16 protein-coding genes, 1 tRNA gene and 2 pseudogenes are annotated in these 20,396 nt (G+C 62.8%); 13 read left to right on the forward strand and 6 right to left on the reverse strand.

Going from position 1 to position 20,396, the window contains the following annotated elements; genetic code table 11:
* The first annotated feature begins 111 nt into the window (after positions 1-111).
* Entirely contained in the window at positions 112-678 is a 567-nt protein-coding gene (locus DSM43276_RS10505) for a LysM peptidoglycan-binding domain-containing protein (protein ID WP_078326154.1), read from the forward strand.
* Between the two features lie 88 nt (positions 679-766).
* On the opposite strand, the pseudogene DSM43276_RS10510 reads toward DSM43276_RS10505, so the two are convergent.
* Positions 767-2,133 (reverse strand): annotated as a pseudogene (locus tag DSM43276_RS10510) (HNH endonuclease signature motif containing protein).
* A gap of 162 nt (positions 2,134-2,295) precedes the next feature.
* Here DSM43276_RS10510 and DSM43276_RS10515 point away from each other — a divergent pair.
* Positions 2,296-2,369: transfer RNA gene (locus tag DSM43276_RS10515), tRNA-Pro, on the forward strand.
* 71 nt (positions 2,370-2,440) lie between these two features.
* Here DSM43276_RS10515 and DSM43276_RS10520 read toward each other — a convergent pair.
* The 4 genes from DSM43276_RS10520 to DSM43276_RS10535 form a co-directional block, all read right to left on the reverse strand.
* Positions 2,441-4,549: a RecQ family ATP-dependent DNA helicase gene (locus tag DSM43276_RS10520; RefSeq protein WP_078330706.1), complete on the reverse strand. Its 2,109-nt coding sequence runs from the start codon at positions 4,547-4,549 to the stop codon at positions 2,441-2,443.
* 245 nt (positions 4,550-4,794) lie between these two features.
* The gene (locus tag DSM43276_RS10525) at positions 4,795-6,477 is read right to left on the reverse strand and encodes an NAD-binding protein (protein ID WP_078330702.1); all 1,683 of its coding nucleotides are present in this window, start codon (positions 6,475-6,477) and stop codon (positions 4,795-4,797) included.
* A 129-nt stretch (positions 6,478-6,606) separates the two neighbouring features.
* On the reverse strand, positions 6,607-6,945 hold the full coding sequence (locus tag DSM43276_RS10530) for a P-II family nitrogen regulator (protein ID WP_136629032.1): 339 nt from the start codon (positions 6,943-6,945) through the stop codon (positions 6,607-6,609).
* Positions 6,946-6,950: 5 nt separating this feature from the next.
* Positions 6,951-8,348: an ammonium transporter gene (locus tag DSM43276_RS10535; RefSeq protein WP_136629034.1), complete on the reverse strand. Its 1,398-nt coding sequence runs from the start codon at positions 8,346-8,348 to the stop codon at positions 6,951-6,953.
* A gap of 294 nt (positions 8,349-8,642) precedes the next feature.
* On the opposite strand from DSM43276_RS10535, the gene DSM43276_RS10540 reads away from it, so the two are divergent.
* The 10 genes and pseudogenes from DSM43276_RS10540 to DSM43276_RS10585 all read left to right on the forward strand — a co-directional run bounded on the left by DSM43276_RS10540 (position 8,643) and on the right by DSM43276_RS10585 (position 18,128).
* A complete protein-coding gene (locus DSM43276_RS10540; RefSeq protein ID WP_078331095.1) occupies positions 8,643-10,817 on the forward strand; it encodes a glutamine synthetase III family protein in 2,175 nt (724 codons plus the stop codon).
* Between the two features lie 209 nt (positions 10,818-11,026).
* Positions 11,027-11,602 carry a hypothetical protein gene (locus tag DSM43276_RS10545; protein ID WP_078331096.1) on the forward strand — a complete coding sequence of 192 codons (576 nt, stop codon included), beginning with the start codon at positions 11,027-11,029 and terminating at the stop codon, positions 11,600-11,602.
* Positions 11,587-12,362 (forward strand): annotated as a pseudogene (locus DSM43276_RS10550) (phosphotransferase). The gene DSM43276_RS10545 and the pseudogene DSM43276_RS10550 overlap by 16 nt, the downstream one beginning before the upstream one ends.
* Before the next feature lie 46 nt (positions 12,363-12,408).
* The gene (locus DSM43276_RS10555) at positions 12,409-12,765 is read left to right on the forward strand and encodes an ArsR/SmtB family transcription factor (RefSeq protein ID WP_078331097.1); all 357 of its coding nucleotides are present in this window, start codon (positions 12,409-12,411) and stop codon (positions 12,763-12,765) included.
* The gene (locus DSM43276_RS10560) at positions 12,762-13,400 is read left to right on the forward strand and encodes an SRPBCC family protein (protein WP_078331098.1); all 639 of its coding nucleotides are present in this window, start codon (positions 12,762-12,764) and stop codon (positions 13,398-13,400) included. Before DSM43276_RS10555 ends, DSM43276_RS10560 begins: the two co-directional genes overlap by 4 nt.
* A 36-nt stretch (positions 13,401-13,436) precedes the next feature.
* On the forward strand, positions 13,437-13,952 hold the full coding sequence (locus DSM43276_RS10565) for a VOC family protein (RefSeq protein WP_078331099.1): 516 nt from the start codon (positions 13,437-13,439) through the stop codon (positions 13,950-13,952).
* On the forward strand, positions 13,949-15,412 hold the full coding sequence (locus DSM43276_RS10570; RefSeq protein WP_078331100.1) for an FAD-binding protein: 1,464 nt from the start codon (positions 13,949-13,951) through the stop codon (positions 15,410-15,412). The genes DSM43276_RS10565 and DSM43276_RS10570 overlap by 4 nt, the downstream gene beginning before the upstream one ends.
* Positions 15,413-15,534: 122 nt before the next feature.
* Positions 15,535-15,933, forward strand: coding sequence for a hypothetical protein (locus tag DSM43276_RS10575; RefSeq protein WP_078304813.1), 399 nt, complete (start codon positions 15,535-15,537; stop codon positions 15,931-15,933).
* A gap of 114 nt (positions 15,934-16,047) precedes the next feature.
* Complete coding sequence (locus tag DSM43276_RS10580) at positions 16,048-17,415, forward strand: ABC1 kinase family protein (protein ID WP_078331101.1); 1,368 nt, start codon at positions 16,048-16,050, stop codon at positions 17,413-17,415.
* 83 nt (positions 17,416-17,498) lie between these two features.
* Positions 17,499-18,128: a TetR/AcrR family transcriptional regulator gene (locus DSM43276_RS10585; RefSeq protein WP_078331102.1), complete on the forward strand. Its 630-nt coding sequence runs from the start codon at positions 17,499-17,501 to the stop codon at positions 18,126-18,128.
* Between the two features lies 1 nt (position 18,129).
* Here the strand turns inward: DSM43276_RS10585 and DSM43276_RS10590 are convergent, their stop codons facing one another.
* Complete coding sequence (locus DSM43276_RS10590; RefSeq protein WP_078331103.1) at positions 18,130-19,641, reverse strand: ABC1 kinase family protein; 1,512 nt, start codon at positions 19,639-19,641, stop codon at positions 18,130-18,132.
* Positions 19,642-19,888: 247 nt separating this feature from the next.
* On the opposite strand from DSM43276_RS10590, the gene DSM43276_RS10595 reads away from it, so the two are divergent.
* Positions 19,889-20,365 (forward strand): type II toxin-antitoxin system Rv0910 family toxin, encoded by a 477-nt coding sequence (locus DSM43276_RS10595; protein ID WP_030097979.1) that lies wholly within the window; start codon positions 19,889-19,891, stop codon positions 20,363-20,365.
* The last annotated feature ends 31 nt before the right edge of the window (positions 20,366-20,396 follow it).

Raw genomic sequence — 20,396 nt, forward strand, 5'->3', positions numbered from 1 at the left:
TGAGATCTACCCGATCGGAATCGCCCACTTTTTCGGTTTGCTGACCTAGGCTGGTTTGACCGTCTACCATCCTGCGGCGGTAGCAAAACCACCTACGAAAGGCGCAACACAGTGGCGGACACACTCACCCAGGGTCAGAAGCTGGATTCGGGACAGAGCCTCACCTCGAACAACGGCGCGTACACCCTGACTCTGCAGGATGACGGCAATCTGGTTCTGACCGATGGCGGCAGCCCCATTTGGGCCTCAGACTCAAGCGGACACACCGCTGGCCACGCAGAGGTACAGGGCGACGGCAACTTCGTCGTCTACGACAACGGTGGTGGCGCGCTGTGGAGCAGCAACACCGAGGGCCGCTCCGACGTGAAGCTGGTTCTGCAGGACGACCGCAACCTGGTGCTTTACGCAGGCGCGGATTCCGTCTGGTCTTCGGGCACGCAGACCGACACCCCGGTCGCACCGGCAACCGAGTCCGTTGAGGTTGCTCCTGCAGCCGTGGAGGAGCCTGCTCCTGCCCCGGAGCCCCGCACCTACACCGTCGTGTCGGGTGACACCCTCTGGGCCATCGCGGAGCGCTTCTACGGTGACGGCAACCAGTACCAGAAGATTGCCGACGCGAGCGGGGTTGCCAACCCCGATCTGATTCAGCCGGGTCAGGTTCTGACCATCCCGGAGTAATCACGCCGGCTTAAGTAGGCAGCGTGATGTAAGCCTCTTGGCCCCATCGGCCCCGTCGGGTTAACCCCCCGGCGGGGCTGATGTCGTTCTACTGCCTCAGGTAGCCGTCGGGGTGGTGGAACCAATTGATGCGCGGGACGCGCGCAGGATCAATATGCGCGGGCGGAATCCACCACGTACGGCCGTCGGGGCCGCGTGTGGCCCGCCAGTGATGGTCCTGGGGCCCCCAGCAGCTTGTGATGCCCCTCGCAGCCGAGCGCGAGTGCGTCCACGTCGGTCTTACCGCCGCGCGCCCACTCGTCCATGTGGTGTACCTGACAGTGATACGCGGGCCGATCGCATCCCGGGTACGTGCAGCCTCGATCCTTGGCGATCAACACGATTCGCTGGTCCTCGCTGGCGATCCGTTTTGCCCGCCCCAGATGCAGCGCGCGCCCGGCGTCGTCGAAGACGGCCAGGTAGTGGTGGGCATGACTGGCCATCCGGATGAGATCGGTGATGGGCAGCAGTGAGCCTCCGCCGGTTACCCCGTGGCCTGCCCCTGCTTCGAGCTCCCGCAGTGTTGTGGTGACGACCGCCGTCACCGGCAGTCCGCGATGACGGCCTAGCTCGCCCGATGACAACACAGACCGACACACCGCCTTGAGCGCGTCATGCTGCCGTTGGGCGAGCGAGCGCACATCGCGCTTTGCCATGTCGACATCGGGATCGCCATCTAGGCAAGGTGTTTCGCCCTCGGGGTTGCATACACCGGGAGCCGCATACTTTGCGAAGATCGCATCGAGATAGGAACGCAATTCGGGGTCCAGGTCGAATGCTCCGGGCGTCATGAGATCCGCACCTTGACGTCCCATCCGGAACCCTCGTCGTCGGGCACGATCGGCATCGCCGGTGAGGCTGCCGTCGGGATCCAGATATGCCAGGAGCCTGTCCGCGGCCTTGCGTAGCTCGGTCCGGCCGGAGTGTTCCCGCGAGCCCGGCAAGCTGCTTCTCGGCGGCCGCTCGGGTTACCGCATCAACAGCGCGGGGGAGTCGGTCCCAGAACTGCCGGATGACCGCAATGTGATCGTGTCCGGCGACACCGGTCTGTTGCGCCACGGCAGTCGCCGCAAGCACGGGCTCGATCGGTTCGCCACTCAGAGAAGCGGTGGGGGCCAGCTCCGCGGCATCCCGGATGCGCCGGCGCGCATCCGAACGAGTGATCCGCAAGGTGTCAGCAAGGATTTCAGCCAGGTTGACCCCACCGAACTGCCCCGGAACATGCTCGGACACAAGCTCATTGACGATCAGATGAGTCGCGCTAGGGATCCGACGCACGAGGGCCTCGACACCGCGAAGAACGGCGAGACGATCGCCCTGCGTCAGAGTCTGGGCATCGAGTTCCGCCAGCGTGTCGACGGCATGGGCCAGCCCCGCAAGGACCTGACCTGCGTCCACATCCACCATCGAACTCATGTTCGAATGATAGGACGCCACCCCGACAAGTGGTCGCCGCATGTTGCGGATGTTTTTGTTGTGACACAAGTGATTTCAGGAACCCCGCACCGCTGATCGGAATCCGAGTTCAAGATCTGGCCAGACCTACGGTAGGCTTCCGTCTGCTGCTCATAGCGGCGGCGGGCTGTGGCGCAGCTTGGTAGCGCACTTGACTGGGGGTCAAGTGGTCGCAGGTTCAAATCCTGTCAGCCCGACAACAAAAATCCCTTCTGACCCAGGTCGGAGGGGATTTTTAGCTTCTGAATCAATGCCAGTTCAGTCAGGGTCAGGCCGGGTGGTGGATGAGCAGCGGCAGCACCGCTCGGGCTCCGGCCTTCCGCAGATGAGCGGCGGCAACGGTGACGGGCCACCGGGTAGAGGTCGAGTCTGTCACCAGCAGCACACGCCGGCCGGCGATCACTTCCCGGAGCGAGTTGTCCATGCCGATCGCGTCACGCCAGTAGGCGGCCTCCTCCCCGCCGGATGAATCACGGCCAGGAACCGTACCCGCGACCACCGGCATCACTGCGTGTCGCAGGCGACCGACCGTGGCAATTCGGTCGGTCACCGGCCGCACCGGACTGGGCGTGCCGGTCAGCTGCAGCGACACCGCGATCTCGGGGCGGGCGACCCATTCGTCGCGCCATCGGGCGAGAGTGGAAACCGCGGCCTGGGCCAGAGCCTCGATTGCCTCGGGCTCGCCTGCAACCGCAGCGACGATTACCCCGCTCCACTCCGGAGCGTCGGCATGGACCAGCACGCGGCCCGGCTCGGCGAGCAGGTCCGCTGGGATCTTGCCGCGGGTACCGAACTCTCCGCCGGGCCACATCTTTCGGGGTTCAAGCACCGTGGAATCGGCGCGCAGGGTGGCGGCGACCGTCCGCATCAGGTCGGCGGCCGCAGGCAGTCCAAGCCCATCGGGTGTTTGCCCGAGGCACACCGAGCAGCGTCCGCACGATGCGGCCTGGGGATCATCGAGCGATTCGGTGAGCAGCTGCATGAGGCAGCGTTCTCCCCGTGTGTAGGCCTTCATGATGTCGGCCTCGCGGCGGCGAGTGGCAATGATGCCTTCGTAGTGCTCTGCGTCGAAACGCCAAGGGCTACCGGTAGATCGCCAGCCGCCGTCGACCCGCTCCACTGCGCCGTCGACGGCGAGCTGCTTGACCATGAGCTCGATTCGTGTGCGCCGAATACCCGTCTTGGCCTCGAGTGCGTTTACCGATACCGATTCCGCACCCTCGCGCGTCTCGCCGGCGAGAGCGGTGAGCACCGTGTCCATCTGTTTGGGGTCTGGAATCGAGGCGGTGGTGAAGTAGTCCCATATACCGGCGTCGGATGCTGATGGAAGCAGTACGACTGCCGCGTGGTCGATGGCGCGGCCGGCGCGCCCCACCTGTTGGTAGTAACCGACTGGTGACGGCGGCGAGCCGATGTGGACGACGAACCCGAGGTCGGGCTTGTCGAAGCCCATCCCCAGGGCAGACGTGGCGATCAGCGCTTTGATCCGGTTCTCACGTAGCGCGTCCTCGAGCCGGGCTCGTGTGTCCGCATCGAGTTGACCGGTGTACGCAGCGACTTTCGCCTGTGGGTGTACCGCGTGGATGGCGTTCACTAGCCGTTGCGCATCGGCGACAGTGAGTACGTAGACGATGCCCGACCCTGGTAACTCGTCCACATGCTGAGCGACCCAGGCATAGCGTGCCAGCGGCGACATCGGTGGCAACACGTTGAGCTGCAATGAGCGACGGGCTAGCGGTCCCCGGAGAACGAGAGTGGCGTCTCCCAGCTGGGTGGCCACGTCCTCGGTGACCCGCGCGTTCGCGGTGGCAGTGGTGGCCAGTACCGGCGTCTGCGGGTTCAACCGGGTGAGCACGTCGGACACCCGGCGGTAGTCGGGACGAAAATCGTGTCCCCAGTCCGATACCGCGTGCGCCTCGTCGATGACCAGCAGCCCCATAGCGCCTTCGAGTGCAGAAAGCACCCGACGGCCAAACGACGGGTTAGCCAGCCGCTCAGGTGACACCAGCAGCACGTCGATATCGCCAGCCACGAGCCGCGCCTCGATGGAACTCCAGTCGTCGAAGTTCGACGAGTTGAGAGTGGCGGCACGCAGCCCTGCCCGAGCGGCAGCAGCGACTTGATCGCGCATCAGGGACAGCAGTGGCGAGACAATCAGTGCCGGACCGGCGCCCTCGGAGCGTCGGATCGCTGTCGCGACCCAGTACACCGCGGATTTACCCCATCCCGTGGCTTGGACCACCAGCACCCGAGCCGCGGGCTCCAGTAGCGCGGCCACGGCGGTCTCTTGATCGTCTCGCAGGGTCGCACCGGGACCGGCCAGCGCCTCTATCACCTCGCGAGCTTGATTCGCCCTGAGCCCGTTCAGTTGGCTCATGATCCACATCTCCCTCGCACCCGACTACGTCCTCTCGTGAGCGGCTCACGTTGGCTCGACTGACCAAGTCGGCGGCTTTGGCTTTCACCGACGCGGCGAGTTGCCAAGCCTGAATGGCATCGGCGTGTTGATTCGCCGGGACGGGGTTTCAATCCTGTCAGCCCGACAGATTGTTTGTACAGTTCACGGATTAGGGCGGGGCATGCTGGGCGCCACATACCGCCAGTCGAAACGCGGCGGGATCGTCACACCAGATTGGCGGCACGCCCCATGCGGAGTGTCTCCAGCAGCTCTCGGTACGGTCCGACGACGTAAGCGGTGTCCCCGGCGGCTAGCCGCGTGTCTCGACGGGGATGCAGCCGGATCGGTACACCCCTCCGGCTGATCGCGATAACCCTTGTCTGTGTAGATAAATCGGCCATCCGCATACCGTCCAGCTGACTACGGTCTTCCACGAGCACCCCGCCGACGGTGAAGGATTGCTGACCGACCGAGAAGGTGCTCAACACGTGTAGTCCCATGGCAGCACCGATGAACCACGGCGCCGCGAGGTCGACGGTCGAGCGGACGTTGCCGAACCCGAAGCGCTGAGCCACCGCAGCGCTGAGGTTGCGGTCGAAGATCCGCATTACCACCGGGACATCGGACCATCTGGCGCCCAACCGGTTCCGCAACACGATGCCCGTCTCAATATTGACCATATCGTCGTGGGTGAGGACCGCGACCGCCTGCGCCTCGTCGATCTGCGCCGCATCCCATGTCTGCGGCAGGGTCGCGTCGCCGAATATGACGGGGATCCTCAGATTGGCGACAGTCGCCAGATACCGGTTGTTCTCGGACTGTTCGATCACGGCGACATCGTGCCCGGCAGCCTTCAGGTCCTGGGCCACCCGGATACCGAATGACCCGAGGCCGACCACGATCACATGGTTGGTGAGGTTCCGAACCCTGCGCCGTCCGGAATTCTGGGCGATGCGCTGCGATAGCAGCAGGTCCACCACGAACGCCATGACCACTGCTGTCGTCGCGATCCCCGCGAACATCAGGAAGATGCTGAACAATCGCAGCCAGGTCGGCTGGTTAGCGAAGCTGAAGTCCCCATAGCCCACAGTCGCGATGGTTTCAGTCGAAAAATAAAGAGCATCAACGTAACTCATTCCGGGCCGCTGATATGTGTACCGCAGCAGCACCGTAGCCCCGGCCAGCAACGCCATCGCGATCCCCAATGCGCGGAAAAAGATCGGGTTCATATCCTCCCGGAAGGCCCGTGCGCCGAGCAGTAATCGCGACACCCGAGAGCGTCGCCCCCGGGAAGGTGCCGTGCCTGACGTCGGCGTAATTCCCTGGGCGGCAAGCTCGTCGACGGTTCCTATCATGGCTGTCCAGTCGCCGCGGCGCACCTGCAAGTCCCGTCCAGGGCACGCCACCACCTGGCCGGGAGTGGGCGAGCTGTGCCCGTGCACAACGGCAACCGGAGCCAGGTCACCGTACAAATCGCGTAAGGTGCCGTCGCGCGGTGCATCGGTACCGGAAATAATGAAGTCAGTGCCGGCCGCCGCGATGGTGTGGGTGGTACGGCGCAGGCACGCCTCGACTACCGACGGAGCAGCGAGGTCGGCGACACCGAGCACCGCGCCCGGTCCACCGTCCACCGCGACGGCCTCGCGAAGCACATCATTGACCATGCGGGTAACCACACGCACTGTCGGGTTGAGTTGTCTCGCCAAGAGGGCAATTTCGAGGTTCTGGGCATCATCGGACCCTGCGCACACAATTGCTGCGGCGCCCGCGATGCCCACCTTGCTCAACCCGTCGACATTGTCCAATGCGGCGACGGTGACACCGGCAGTCCAGAGCTCTTCCGCGATCCGGATCGCCAACGCGTCTTTGCCATAGACGATGGTATGTCTCTCCACGCTTGGTGACATTAGCTCGTAGCAGCCGCCTTCACACGCTAGATCGCACGACTATTCGTGATAGGAGCGGCGCTAGCACCGCGCAGCAGGGGTACGAAACCAATTGAGCGCAAATATCATCCGTCGCCGCTATATGAAGCGTTAGAGGGCATCGGCGCCCTGTTCGCCGGTGCGTACTCGCACCACCGAGTCGACCGGGCTGACCCATACCTTGCCGTCGCCGATCTTGCCGGTGCGTGCGGCGGTCACGATGACCTCAACGACCTTGTCGACGGCGTCCTCGTCGACAAGGACCTCGATCTTGACCTTCGGTACGAAGTCGACCTGGTATTCGGCGCCGCGGTACACCTCGGTGTGGCCCTTCTGCCGGCCGTAGCCCTGCACCTCGCTGACCGTCATGCTGGGGTTGCCAGTTTGTTCGAGTTGGGTCTTGATGTCCTCGAGCGTGAACGGTTTGACGATCGCGGTGACGAGTTTCATGTCCCTTATCCCTCTCTGTTGGAGATGAGGGGGCGTCCCTCTGTGTGGGAGACTCCAGAATTTCCGATGACTGATCCGACGCCGAGTGCGACGAAATCGTATGCGCCTTCAGCGTGTTGGGATTCGTCGGCGCCTGCCGCTTCTCCCTCGTCGCTGATGCGCAGGCCAATGGTGTACTTCACGATGAGAGCAACGATAGTCGTGCCTATCGCCGAATAGAGCAGAACCGCCCCGGCGCCAACGGCTTGGCGCCACAGCTGTTCTAGTCCGCCGCCGTAGAACAGACCGGCTACGGCCGCACCGGTTTGGGGTGCTGCGAACAAACCGATGAGCAAGGTACCGACGATACCGCCGACCAGGTGCACACCGACCACATCGAGTGAGTCGTCGAATCCGAGCTTGTACTTCAGGCCCACTGCCAGTGCGCACAAAATGCCGGCGATGACGCCAATGGCAAGAGCACCAACGACATTCACCGATGAACACGACGGGGTGATGGCCACCAGGCCGGCCACGATTCCCGAGGCCGCACCCAGCGAGGTGGCGTGCCCGTCACGGATGCGTTCGGTGAGCAGCCAGCCCAGCATCGCCGCGGCGGTAGCCACGGTGGTCGTCACGAAGGTTGATCCGGCCAAACCATTGGAGCTCGTTGCCGACCCGGCGTTGAACCCGTACCAGCCGAACCACAGCAGACCGGCACCAAGCATCACGAACGGCAGATTATGTGGCCGCATCGGGGTACCGGGCCAGCCCTTGCGTTTACCCAACAGCAGCGCCAGCACCAAACCCGCGGTACCGGCATTGATATGCACCGCGGTACCACCGGCGAAGTCGATTGCCTTGAGCTGGTTAGCGATCCAGCCGCCCTTCTCAGCGGCCGCGCCATCGAACGCGAAAACCCAATGCGCCACCGGGAAGTACACGACGGTGACCCACAGACCCGAGAACAACAGCCAGGACCCGAACTTCAACCGATCCGCCACCGCACCGGAGATCAGCGCCACGGTGATGATCGCGAACATCAACTGGAACGCCACGAACACCGTGGCCGGGATAGTGCCCACCAAAGGGATGTTGACCGCAGCGACCGCATCAACGGCATTGGCCGGGTCCGCGGCCACCGCATCGGCCCCATTACCGCCGATCAAACCCTTGAGCCCAAAAAACTGTGCCGGGTTACCGAACAGACCCGACACATCGTTTCCGAACGCCAACGAGTATCCGTAAAGCACCCAGAGCACCGTCACCAGGCCCATCGCACTGATGCTCATCATGATCATGTTGAGCACGTTCTTCGCGCGGACCATGCCGCCATAGAAGAAGGCCAGACCAGGTGTCATCAATAACACCAGCGCGGCGCTGGCCAGCATCCACGCGGTATCCCCAGTATTCGGGACACCCATTGTTGGGAAACCATCCACTAGCGCATTCCTCCTTGGCGGCTCTGAAAGGTGCGCGGCCTAAGAGCCGCGGCGAGAACAATGCGCAGCAGATGTGTCGATCACAGCTCCTACATGTTGCATCTCCATGAAGTACTCAGCACGAGCCGAAATTGGCACAGCACGCCGGGGGAGTTCCCGCGCCCGGCATTCTGCTGTTGATGTGCGGGAAACATGCCGGTTATCGGTTGTCCCTAACGTAGCCACGTTGGTCGCCCGCGAATCGGCTGCGGGCACGTCACAGCGATAGGAAGTCAATTGAGCGGAAATGCTGTCCGGCTGCAGGCGATCAATAACGTCGAGGCCTATGTGCCGCCGGCGATTAGCTTCGTGGTCGGTGAAGAACCGGGTGAAGTATTCGGCGCGAACGTCTTTAGCAAGGCTGTCATGCAACAGCGCCTTCCCAAGTCGGTCTACAAGTCTGTGACTGCCACGATTGAGAAGGGCGCCAAGCTGGACCCGGCCGTGGCCGATGCGGTCGCTTCGGCGATGAAGGACTGGGCACTTGAGAAGGGCGCGACGCACTACGCGCACGTCTTCTACCCGTTGACCGGCCTGACCGCCGAGAAGCACGACAGCTTCCTCGAACCGGTCAGCGACGGCGCGACCCTGGCCGAATTCGCAGGCAAGACCCTCATCCAGGGCGAGCCGGACGCCTCCAGCTTCCCCAGCGGCGGCCTGCGTAACACCTTCGAGGCCCGGGGTTACACCGGCTGGGATGTCACCAGCCCCGCCTACATCCTCGAAAACCCCAACGGCAACACGCTGTGCATTCCGACTGTGTTCGTGTCGATGACCGGTGAGGCCCTGGATCACAAGACCCCGCTGCTGCGTAGCCAGCAGGCTATGGGCGAGCACGCCGAACGCATACTGAAACTGTTCGGTCACAGCAACTTCGATCACATCGTGTCGTTCTGCGGTCCGGAGCAGGAGTACTTCCTCGTGGACCGTCACTTCTTCCTGGCCCGCCCCGACCTGATCAACGCTGGTCGCACACTATTCGGTGCCAAGCCGCCGAAGGGCCAGGAGTTCGACGACCACTACTTCGGTGCGGTGCCCGAGCGTGTTCTCGGTTTCATGATGGACACCGAGCGTGAACTGTTCAAACTCGGCATCCCGGCCAAGACCCGGCATAACGAGGTCGCGCCCGGCCAGTTCGAGATCGCCCCGATGTTCGAGCGCGCCAACATCGCCTCGGACCACCAGCAGCTGCTCATGACGACGTTCAAGACGATCGCCAAGAAGCACGGCATGGAGTGCCTGTTCCACGAGAAGCCCTTCGCCGGAGTCAATGGTTCGGGCAAGCACGTCAACTTCTCGCTGGGAAACTCGCAATTCGGCAGCCTGTTGGTGCCGGGCGACACGCCGCACGAGAACGCACAGTTCCTGGTTTTCTGTGCTGCGGTGATCCGCGCCGTGCATAAATTCGGTGGGCTGCTTCGGGTTTCAGTGGCGTCGGCGACCAACGACCACCGTCTCGGCGCGAACGAGGCCCCACCGGCCATTATCTCGATCTTCCTCGGCGATCAGCTAGCCGATGTGTTCGAGCAGATCGCCAAGGGGGCGGCGACGTCATCAAAGGGCAAGGGCAGCATGATTATCGGCGTCGACACGCTGCCGGTCCTGCCTACCGATCCGGGCGACCGCAACCGCACCAGCCCATTTGCCTTCACCGGTAACCGCTTCGAGTTCCGCGCTCCCGGCTCGATGCAGACAGTTGCCGCACCGATGGTCACGATCAACACGATCATGGCCGAATCGCTGGACTACGTTGCCACCGTATTGGAGAAGGAGGTCGCCGACGGCACCGACTTCGACAAGGCCGTTCAGCAGCTCCTCACCGACATCATCACCGAACATGGTGCGGTGGTGTTCAACGGCGACGGCTACTCCGAGGAGTGGCAGACCGAGGCGGCCGTTCGCGGCCTGCCGAACCTGAAGACCACCTTGGACGCGCTGCCCGAGCTGATCAAGCCGGACGCCCTGGAGCTGTTCGACAAGTACAAGGTCTTCAACGACAGGGAGATGCACAGCCGTTACGAGATCGGCCTTGAGCAGTACGCACTGACCATTCACGTCGAGGCGAAGCTGTCCTTGGAGCTGGGTTCGACGGTGGTGCTCCCCGCGGCATTGCGCTACCAGACCGAGATCGCCCAGAATGTCGCCGCACTGAAGGCCGCCGGGGTTGAACCCAGCACCACCTTGCTAGAGGACGTGTCGGCTCCGATCTCCGATCTGGTCAACGCGCTCGCCGACCTGAGAAAGGGAGTCGAGAGTGATTTCGCGACCACCGCGCTGGAGGAGGCAGAGCACGCCCAGAGCCTGCTGCCCGCGATGGATGCTGTGCGTGCCGCTGCCGATGCGCTCGAAGGGATAGTGGCCGATGACCTCTGGCCACTACCGACCTACCAGGAGATGCTCTACATCCTGTAGGACAAGGTGCTGAAACGTCGGCGACGTCCGTGGCATCAGCGTATAGCCGCATATGCGCTGTTTGGCCACCTACGTGCCGCGTAACATCTATCACATGTTTGCTATTAGTGCGACGATCGCTTCGATCATCGCGCGTTCGGGGTTTCTGACACACGGACGGCTCGACAGTTCGCACTTCCGGCCCGGTCCATGAGACGGTATCTCTCACTATGGATAGCGAGGCGAGTGGCCACCAATACCTCTCGTATGAGGAATTCGGCAGGGCGTTCTTCGAGATAGCCGTCAGCGAAGCGCGGGTAAGAGCGGCGGTCGCGTCGATCGCCGGTGAACCGTTCGAGGTCGGCCCCATGGCCCAAGGGCCCGGCAAGATCGCGAAGGTCACCGCGAAGGTCCAGATCCTGGACCCGATCGTGACCCGCAACGGCGGAGAGATCATCACCTTCGACATCCAGGTGCCACTGGCCATTGATCTGTTGATCGACCTGAAACTCGACAAGAGCCGGTTCAACGTCGCGGGCAACATCAACCTCAAGGCCACCGCCCGCGCCGCCGCGCCGTTGCAGCTGATCATCGATGTCGCGCCGCCTGGACCCTCGGACATCACGGTCGATGTCTCCTCGACCACCATCCGCGGGGAGCTGCTGCGGATCTTGGCGGGGGTCGACCAGCTCATCAGCCGGTTCATCGCCAAGTACGTCGCCAACGAGGTGGACAACCCGAAGGCCATGGCAGCACGCACGATCGACGTCGCACACCGACTTGATTCGGCCTGGACGGGCGTTTGATCGACCTCTCGGCCTGGGAACCCGTCACCACGGGGGAGTCCGGGGCTGCGGTCTACCGGTCGCCCGACCGCTCGCGATACGCAAAAACGGGAGGCGACGAGCTCGAGGACGAGCGTGATCGCATCGAATGGCTTAATGCTCAACACATCCCGGCCCGTCCGTCCTTGAATGGGCCGCAGGGCCCCGCGGTCCGGTGCTGGTCACCTCGGCGGTCGAGGGCATACCCGCCGACCAGCTCAACGCAGACGATCTCGACAGGGCGTGGTCGGCCATCGCCGAAGCGGTGCGGCGGCTGCACGCGATACCGACGGCCGACTGCCCCTTCACGCGGGATCTGGCCACCACCATGTCGCTGGCGCGCGACGTGGTGGAGCGCGGCGCCATCAACCAGGACTTCCTGCCCGAGCGGGACCGCCGGGTCTCCGCAGCAGAGCTTCTGGCCCGTGTCATCGCTCAACTGCCCGAACGCCTTGCCCAGGAACCCGGCGCCCTGGTCGTGTGCCACGGTGACCTGTGCCTGCCGAACATCCTCATCGTTCCGGGAGATTTCTCGGTGGCCGGATTCATCGACCTCGGCAGGCTTGGGCTGGCCGACCGACATGCCGATCTCGCGCTGCTCTTCGCCAATTCGCGCGAGACCTGGCCCGAAGACACTCGCGCGGGTGCGGCGCACGCACGGTTCCCGGACAGCTATGGAACACCTGCGGACCCTGGCCGATTGGAGTTCTACCTGCAACTGGACCCGCTGACCTGGGGTTAGTATTTCAGTCTTGACTTATATAAGTAAGCACTTTTAATATCGCAATGTGCACGCCTTCGACATACTCGGAGACCCGGTGCGTCGGCGCATTCTGGAGCTGATTCACGCGGGGGAGATGTCCTCCGGCACCATTACCGAGGTGATCCGCTCAGAATTCGCGATCAGCCAGCCCGCCGTCTCACAACACCTGAAGGTGCTGCGCGACAACGGGTTCGCGACGGTTCGTACCGAGGGAACCCGCCGTCTTTACAGCGTGGACACCGCACCCCTGCGCGAGGTGGATCGTTGGCTGGACACCTTTCGCCGTCACTGGACTCCACGTCTGGATGCGCTGGCCACCGAGATTGCCCGTGGCAAGCGTCAACGCCGCGCAACCAATACGCACAAGGAGAGTGCCTCGTGATAGATGTCGAACACCAGCTCAACGCCGTCCGCCGCACCGTCGGCACCACGACATTCGAGGAGCGTGCGGCACGAGTCGTGACCGTCAGTCAGACCTACGACACCGATGCCGAGGATCTGTGGGATGCCTGTACCAATGCTGAACGCATCCCGCGATGGTTCCTGCCGATCACCGGGGACCTGTGTCTGGGAGGTCGTTACTCATTGGAGGGCAACGCATCTGGAACGGTGCTTGCCTGCGATGCGCCTCGTTCGTTCAGCGTATCCTGGGAAGCCATGGGGGTCACCAGCTGGATCGAGGTGACGATCACGCCCGAGTCCGGCGACCGGGCCACCTTCACCCTGGATCACATCTCCGACATCAACGACGACGATGAGCACTGGTTGCAGTTCGGCCCCGGCGCCGTCGGAGTCGGTTGGGATTCCGGGATTCTCGGCCTGGCCGGATACATCGCGTCCCCTGATGATCGGATAACTCCCGAGGAGGGGGCGGCGTGGGCCGCCAGCGATGAAGGGCGCGCATTCATGACCGGATCCAGCGAGCGGTGGTACACGGCGGCCGTCGCCTCCGGTATGGACGTGGCGCGGGCCCGAGGTATGGCAGATCGCACCACGCAGGCCTATACCGCGGGCTGAGGTATCCCACGTCACAGCGGACGCTACTATCGGCCCATGACCACATCGGCAATGCCGCCGGATGTATCTGGATTTGGACGCGTCACCCAAATTGCTTGGGTTACTGATGATCTCGATGCCACAGAAGGCATGCTCAGCACCGTATTCGGGGTCAAAAAATGGACGCGCATTCCAGATGTGCATTTCGGTCCGGACACGTGCACCTATCGCGGTGCGCCGGCCGATTTCACCGCGACCATCGCGCTGAGCTATCTGGACGACATGCAGCTCGAGCTGATCCTCCCGATCAGTGGGACGAGCATCTACACCGAGTTTCTGGACCACCAGCCCGCGGGGTTACACCACGTGTGCCTGGAGCCACCCGACCTCGACGCGGCGCTTGATCACGCCACAGCGCGCGGCATGGAAGTGGTGCAAGACGGCGTGATGCCCGGTGGCATGCGATTCGCCTACCTGTCGGCGCCCGCGGCCGCCTTGCCGTACATGGAACTGGCCTTCGTCCCGCCCGAAATCCGGGCGTTCTACGACTACATCAAGAGTGAGCAGGCATGACTGTAGCGATACCGGAAACCGTGGCGGTCCAGGACATCACGGAGTGGTCTGACGAGGTAGATGTACTCGTCATCGGCTTTGGTATGGGTGGTGGATGCGCCGCCGTCTCGGCCGCCGAGGCCGGTGCGCAGGTACTCGCGCTCGAGCGTGCCGCCGCCGCAGGCGGAACCACCGCGATGGCGGGCGGTCACTTCTACCTGGGCGGCGGTACGGCCGTTCAAGAGGCCACCGGGCATGCCGACAACGCCGACGAGATGTATAAGTACCTCATGGCGGTATCGCCGGATCCGGATCCGGAGAAGATCCGGTTGTACTGTGACGGGAGCGTCGAGCATTTCAATTGGCTTGAGGCACTGGGTTTTCAGTTCGAACGTAGCTTCTACCCTGAGAAGGCCGTCATCCAGCCCAACACCGAAGGGCTGATGTTCACGGGGAACGAATTGGTGTGGCCTTACCGCGAGGAAGCGGTCCCCGCGCCGCGCGGGCACAAGGTCCCCAAGCCCGGGGACACCGGTGGTGCGGGCATGGTCGTGGACCTGCTCGCCCAGCGTGCCGGTGAGCTCGGCGTGCCTATTCGCTACGAGACCGGGGCCACCGCGCTCATCCTCGATGAGGCGGGTGTGGTGGTGGGTGCCACCTGGAAGCATTTCGCGGAAACCGGTGCGATACGGGCGAAGTCGGTGATCATCGCGGCGGGAGGATTCGTGATGAACCCCGCCATGGTGGCCGAATACACCCCCAAGCTCGCAGAGAAACCGTTCGTACTCGGCAGCACCTACGACGACGGACTCGGTATCAGGCTCGGGGTGTCCGCGGGTGCCGGCACCCGCAACATGAACCAAATCTTCATCACCGCTCCGGTTTACCCGCCATCGGGCCTGCTCACCGGAATCGTCGTCAACAAGAACGGTGAACGGTTTGTCGCCGAGGACTCCTACCACTCCCGAACCTCCGGATTCGTGATGGACCAGCCCGACAGTGCTGCATACCTGATCGTCGATTCCGAACACATGGATCGACCGACGCTGCCGCTGACGCCATTCATTGACGGCTGGGAGACCATCCCGGAAATGGAAGAGGCACTGGGTATCCCGGCAGGAAACCTGGAGAAGACGTTGCAGCGTTACAACGAGCATGCCGACAGGGGAGAGGATCCCGACTTCCACAAACACCCCAAATACCTTGCCGCGCAGGGAACCGGCCCGTGGGGCGCGTTCGACCTGACCCTTGGCAAGGCGATTTATGCGGGGTTCACACTCGGCGGCCTGCGCACGGACGTGGACGGACGTGTGCTCACCGACACCGGCGAAGCGATATCAGGCCTTTACGCGGCGGGCGCCAGCGCGTCGAACATTGCTCAGGACGGCAAGGGCTACAGCAGTGGAACCAGGCTCGGCGAAGCCTCGTTCTTCGGCCGACGAGCGGGTTCGCACGCGTCAGCGCGGGTATCCGCTCGTTAAGTGGATCCGGCACGCTATGTGAGGCCGGTCACAAAACTGCATCAAATGATCGCTCAGCGGGGTAGCCGGTGGGCGGCCGCGAACCCGTCGCTTACGCTGGGCGCAACGGAAAGGTGACTCCAATGGCGGAGGTCTATACCAGTAACGGGAATCGGCCCGCACCGGCCCGCAAGATCCGCAAGCTGGCCAACGTCGCGCTCAACATCGACGGCACCGTCGGACACATTGAATCGATGGCCGTCGAGGTACACGACCTCACCGACCGAGTGGGTTCGATGCTCGACCACCTGGACTCCAGCCTGGAGCGGCTGGATGACTCTCTGGACTCGCTTAACCTCACGCTCAACGATCTGGCCAAGACCACCTCGACCCTGGCTAACACGATGACGAGTCTCGAGACCCTCATCGACGTCGTCAACCCGCTCATTCGCGTACTCAAGGTCGCGCTCTATCCGACGAAAATCGTGCTGGATTTCGCAGATGATCGGATCGCCCAGGTCGAACGTGTCCTGAACCGGTAGGCCTTTCTCCGTTCGTCACCACTGGACACTCCCGGCGTTTGATTAACATACATACCGGTTTGTCGGTAATGTCTCACCGACAGAGACGACGAGGTGAGGACGAAGGGAGTCGCGGTGAGCGATACATCCGATCAGCCGCGGCGGCCGCGGAAGCTGGATCCGGTTTCCGCCGAGATTCAGTTCGATCGTCTGGCCGCGACGGCTGGTCAGCTCCTCAAGGCCGGATCACGAATCCTGAGCCAACGCCCCACCGAGCGCGACCTTCGTCAAGTCGTCGCCAAGGAAATGCGACGGTCGTTCGCCGAGCTCGGCCCCGCCTACGTCAAGTTCGGCCAGCTCATCGCATCCTCTCCGGGAATGTTTCCCGAGGACCTCTCCGCGGAGTTCCGGTCGCTGCTCGATCAGGTGCCACCGGCGAATCCACAGACCATCCGTTCCATGCTCGCCGGCGAGCTCGGCGCACAACCCGAGGATGTGTTCGCCTCATTCGACGAGGTTCCTTTCGCTTCGGCGTCGATCGCCCAGGTACACAAGGCAACACTCAAGGACGGCACCGCGGTCGTCGTCAAGATCCAGCGCCCCGCGATCCGCACGCGGCTCGCGGCCGATCTGCAGATCCTCAAACAGATCGCTCGTGGTCTCGAACTCACCGAGATGGGCCGGATGTCGAACATCTACGAGGTGATGCAGGACTTTGAGGCCAACCTCGCGGAGGAACTTGATTTCACTCTCGAAGCGCAGGCCATGCGTGACTGGACCGCCGGCCTCGCGGGTTCGAAATACGCTCCGAAAGTGCGTGTACCTCAGCTCTATCCGGAGCTGTGTACCGACAAGGTACTCACCATGGAGTATGTCGAGGGCATCAGGATCGACAACGCGGATGAGATCCGCGCGGCGGGATTCGACGGCCCCGAAGTGGTTAAGACCCTGATGCTTACCCTTTTCGACTCGGCGTTCGCCGCAGGCACCTTCCATGGCGATCTGCACGCCGGGAATCTGATGGTGGATCCAGAAGGTCGAATCGTATTCCTGGACTTCGGAATTGTCGGCCGCCTTGATCAGCGGACCCGTAAGACGTTGCGCGAGCTGATTGGCGCACTCATCATCGAACCCGATGATGAGGCGGCCGCGCGAACACTGATCAAACTGGGCGCCATCGACCCCGGCGCCGACCCCGCGAAGGTCGCCGCGTCCCTGCGAAAAGTGACCGGCCCCATGGGCGCCTCATTGGGCAAGATCTCCTACGGCACGATCGGTCGGCAGCTCACCGCATTGGGGCGCGAGCACGACGCCATCCTTCCCAAGGAATTCATCCTGGTCGGCAAGCAACTGCTGTACGTCGAGCGATACACGAAATTGCTTGCGCCCGAATGGCAACCGGTAGGAGACCCGGACATCCTCACCTACTTCGGCGCCTTGATATCGGAATATCAGCAGGCCCGGGAAGAGATCAAGGACAGCAAGGACGGGCTCGGAGAATGACACGCACCGCTGGAAGTCCAGCTCGGTCGACCGCCCGCGATCATCGCTCCGGGCGAAGGACGCAGGAGGAACGCAGCGCCGCCATGCGCAGCAGGCTCCTTGATGCCACGGTGGACTGCCTCGTCAACTACGGATATGCGGGCACGACGACCACCCGAGTGGCACAACGTGCCGGCGTGACCCGCGGCGCACTGGTGCACCATTTCCAGTCGAAATCCGAACTTCTCGGAGAATCGGTACGGCACTTGGCGTTCAAACAGGGCCAGGAGATTCTCTCCGAGCTCATCGCGCTGGACCGCGAGAGCGACACCGATTTCATCAGCCGCTGCCTGGACGCGCTCTGGCGGATGCATCAGGGGTCGATGTTCATTGCCACCATGGAACTGTGGATCGCCGCACGCACCGATCCCGAATTGTCCGCGCAGATGGATCAGTTTGAATTCATTGTTATGCAACAATTCTCAACGCTAGGGCAGTCGGTGAGTCAGACCGACGAGGAGTTGCGTGTCATTCGCAACATCACGCTCACCGCGATGGACGCTGTTCGCGGAATCTTGGTCAACAGCATGACGGCGCCGCAGGAAGTTCGCGATCAACGTTGGGCACGCGCCAAGGCGATGCTGCTGAACATCGTCGAGTCACCGACAGTCGGTGCACCGCTTGACTCCGCGTTGCGCACCATGGACGCCGGAAAGCTCAGTCTTTCCGACTGAGCTACTTCGATTCTCGCGCCGCCGCTTCCTCCATGCGTGACTGCTCAGCCTGGATGACCATGTTCCCGAAGTATCCGATGAACGACGGATCCGAAAGCAGGGCCCAGTCGGGTGCCAGTAGCTTCATGTAGCGCTCTACGTACAGAAGTTGCTTGGAGATCAGCACCAGCTCCCGCGGAAGCCGCACGTCGTATTGCTTGGCCATCGCCGCGAGCTGCTTGCCGAGCTGGCCGTACGAGATCGCCGAAAGCTTGGCCGACTGCAGGGGATTGGTGAAATCGGAGATCGTCTTGGCGGCTGTCGTGGGATCGACAGCCTTACCCCGATCTCCGATGGCGCCGAGCTTGTAGATGCCGCGACTCACCGCCGCATGGTCGTTCTTCACGAACAGATCGACCATGATCTCGGTGAAGATCTTGCGGCTGCGTTCATCGATACGCCCGACGATCCCGAAGTCCAGGAACACGATTCGTCCGCTCGAGTCCACCAAGAGGTTGCCCGCGTGTAGGTCCCCGTGGAAGAGCCCCTTGTGAAATCCGGTCTCGAACAGTGAATAGACGATGGCCTTGACCAGTCCGACCCCATCGAATCCGGCGGCGGCAAGCTCGCCGACGTTGTCGATCCGGATACCTTCGACGTATTCCATCGTCAGCACACGTTCGGTGGTGTACTCCCAGAACACCTTGGGAACGCGGACCGCATCGCCGTACTCGGTGTCCGCCAGGCTCGCCATCCATTGCTCCATGGCGTGTCCCTCGGCCGCAAAATCAAGTTCCTCGTTGAGGTTCTGCTCAAAGTCCTCAACGATCTCGGGCGCATTGCTCGCGCGCCCCAGATCGGTCTTGACGATCAGGCGGGCAAGGCGCCCGATGATCCGCACGTCGGCGGCCAACCTGGTGCGGATCTTCGGTCGCTGAATCTTCACCACCACCCGCTCACCGGATTTGAGTGTTGCGTGGTGGACCTGAGCGATAGACGCAGAGGCAAAGGGATGGTCGTCGAATGTCGCGAATATCGCCGCGGGATCAGCACCCAACTGATCGCGCAGCGATTGGCGAATCAACTCTGGTGGCGCGGGCGGAACCCTGTCGAGAAGCGTGCGGAACTCATTGGACAGCGTTTCCGGGAACACGCCGGGGGATGACGCGATGATCTGGCCAAGCTTCACATAAGTGGGCCCCATGAGTGCGAAGGTGCGGCGCAGCTCATGTGCCGCACGTACTTCAAGTGTTCTTCCGCGCCGGGGTTTGGTCAGCAGGCGTGCTCCCGATCCGGCGAGCCGGGCGACAACGACGCCAAACCTCCCGGCCTCCACGCGAAATGGCGGGGGATGCAGTCTGACCCGAGGTCGGGTGATCTCGATATCGATCGACCCGCTCTTCGGCGGCGAATTCACCGCCGCGGTGGGTGGTTCCGAGGTAGGTTCCGGGACGACGGGCTGTTGTGTCCCGTTTTCGGGTATTCCGGCAGCGAGGGGCGCCGCATCGTTGCCCGCGCCCTCGGGGGTGGTCATGAGCGTCACTGTAATACATACGAGCACAGTTGTATGTAACGTGCGTGGGGCTACTGGTTCGTAGCTGTCGGCTCACCTTCGGCTACCCACAGTCGTGTCGGTATTTGACCGTCGTACACCTGCATTTAGTCAGCTCGCCGTGCGAGATCTGCGGTAATTGCATCTTACATACACGAGGGTATGTATGTTACGTTCGGAACTGTTGGCATCATCCGTGCCAGACCACTGACAAAGGAGTCTTTCGCCCATGTCCGAGCTGCACTCCAGCATTGATCTTCCGTACAGCATCGACAAGCTCTGGTCGGTGTTGCCGGACCTCAACAAATACGACGAGTGGATGACCATCCATACCGGCTTCAAGGGCGATGTCCCCGCGATCGAGGACATCAAGGTCGGCACCAAATTCTCCGAAATCGTCACTCTGATGGGCATGGCCAACACGGTCGAGTGGACCGTGCAGGAGTTCACCCCTGCCGACGAGGTGCTGTCCGCCAAGAAGGGCGCCTTCAAGCTGGGCGGCACGGGTATGGCCGGCGTCGAGGCCATCATCAAGTCAAGTGTCGAGGAAATCGACGCTGACAACACCAGGGTGAACGTGGACTCGTCCTTCACCGGGCAGATGCTCACCGGAGCAATCGGCACGGCCATCGACAAGGCGGTGCAGGAGGAACTCGAAAACTCCGTCGCCCGACTCAAGGAATTGCTGGCCAAGGAGCTCGGCTAACGAGCCCATGTACCGGGCCCATTGATGTCGA

The organism is Mycobacteroides salmoniphilum (assembly GCF_004924335.1).
Taxonomy (GTDB): Bacteria; Actinomycetota; Actinomycetes; order Mycobacteriales; family Mycobacteriaceae; genus Mycobacterium; species Mycobacterium salmoniphilum.

Coding starts and splice junctions, on each gene's coding strand:
- DSM43276_RS10575 (WP_078304813.1), top strand. CDS start 15,535: ATGGCGGAGGTCTATACCAGTAACGGGAATCGGCCCGCACCGGCCCGC.
- DSM43276_RS10545 (WP_078331096.1), top strand. CDS start 11,027: ATGGATAGCGAGGCGAGTGGCCACCAATACCTCTCGTATGAGGAATTC.
- DSM43276_RS10525 (WP_078330702.1), bottom strand. CDS start 6,477: ATGTCACCAAGCGTGGAGAGACATACCATCGTCTATGGCAAAGACGCG.
- DSM43276_RS10595 (WP_030097979.1), top strand. CDS start 19,889: ATGTCCGAGCTGCACTCCAGCATTGATCTTCCGTACAGCATCGACAAG.
- DSM43276_RS10585 (WP_078331102.1), top strand. CDS start 17,499: ATGCGCAGCAGGCTCCTTGATGCCACGGTGGACTGCCTCGTCAACTAC.
- DSM43276_RS10590 (WP_078331103.1), bottom strand. CDS start 19,641: ATGACCACCCCCGAGGGCGCGGGCAACGATGCGGCGCCCCTCGCTGCC.
- DSM43276_RS10565 (WP_078331099.1), top strand. CDS start 13,437: ATGACCACATCGGCAATGCCGCCGGATGTATCTGGATTTGGACGCGTC.
- DSM43276_RS10535 (WP_136629034.1), bottom strand. CDS start 8,348: ATGGGTGTCCCGAATACTGGGGATACCGCGTGGATGCTGGCCAGCGCC.
- DSM43276_RS10520 (WP_078330706.1), bottom strand. CDS start 4,549: ATGAGCCAACTGAACGGGCTCAGGGCGAATCAAGCTCGCGAGGTGATA.
- DSM43276_RS10570 (WP_078331100.1), top strand. CDS start 13,949: ATGACTGTAGCGATACCGGAAACCGTGGCGGTCCAGGACATCACGGAG.
- DSM43276_RS10530 (WP_136629032.1), bottom strand. CDS start 6,945: ATGAAACTCGTCACCGCGATCGTCAAACCGTTCACGCTCGAGGACATC.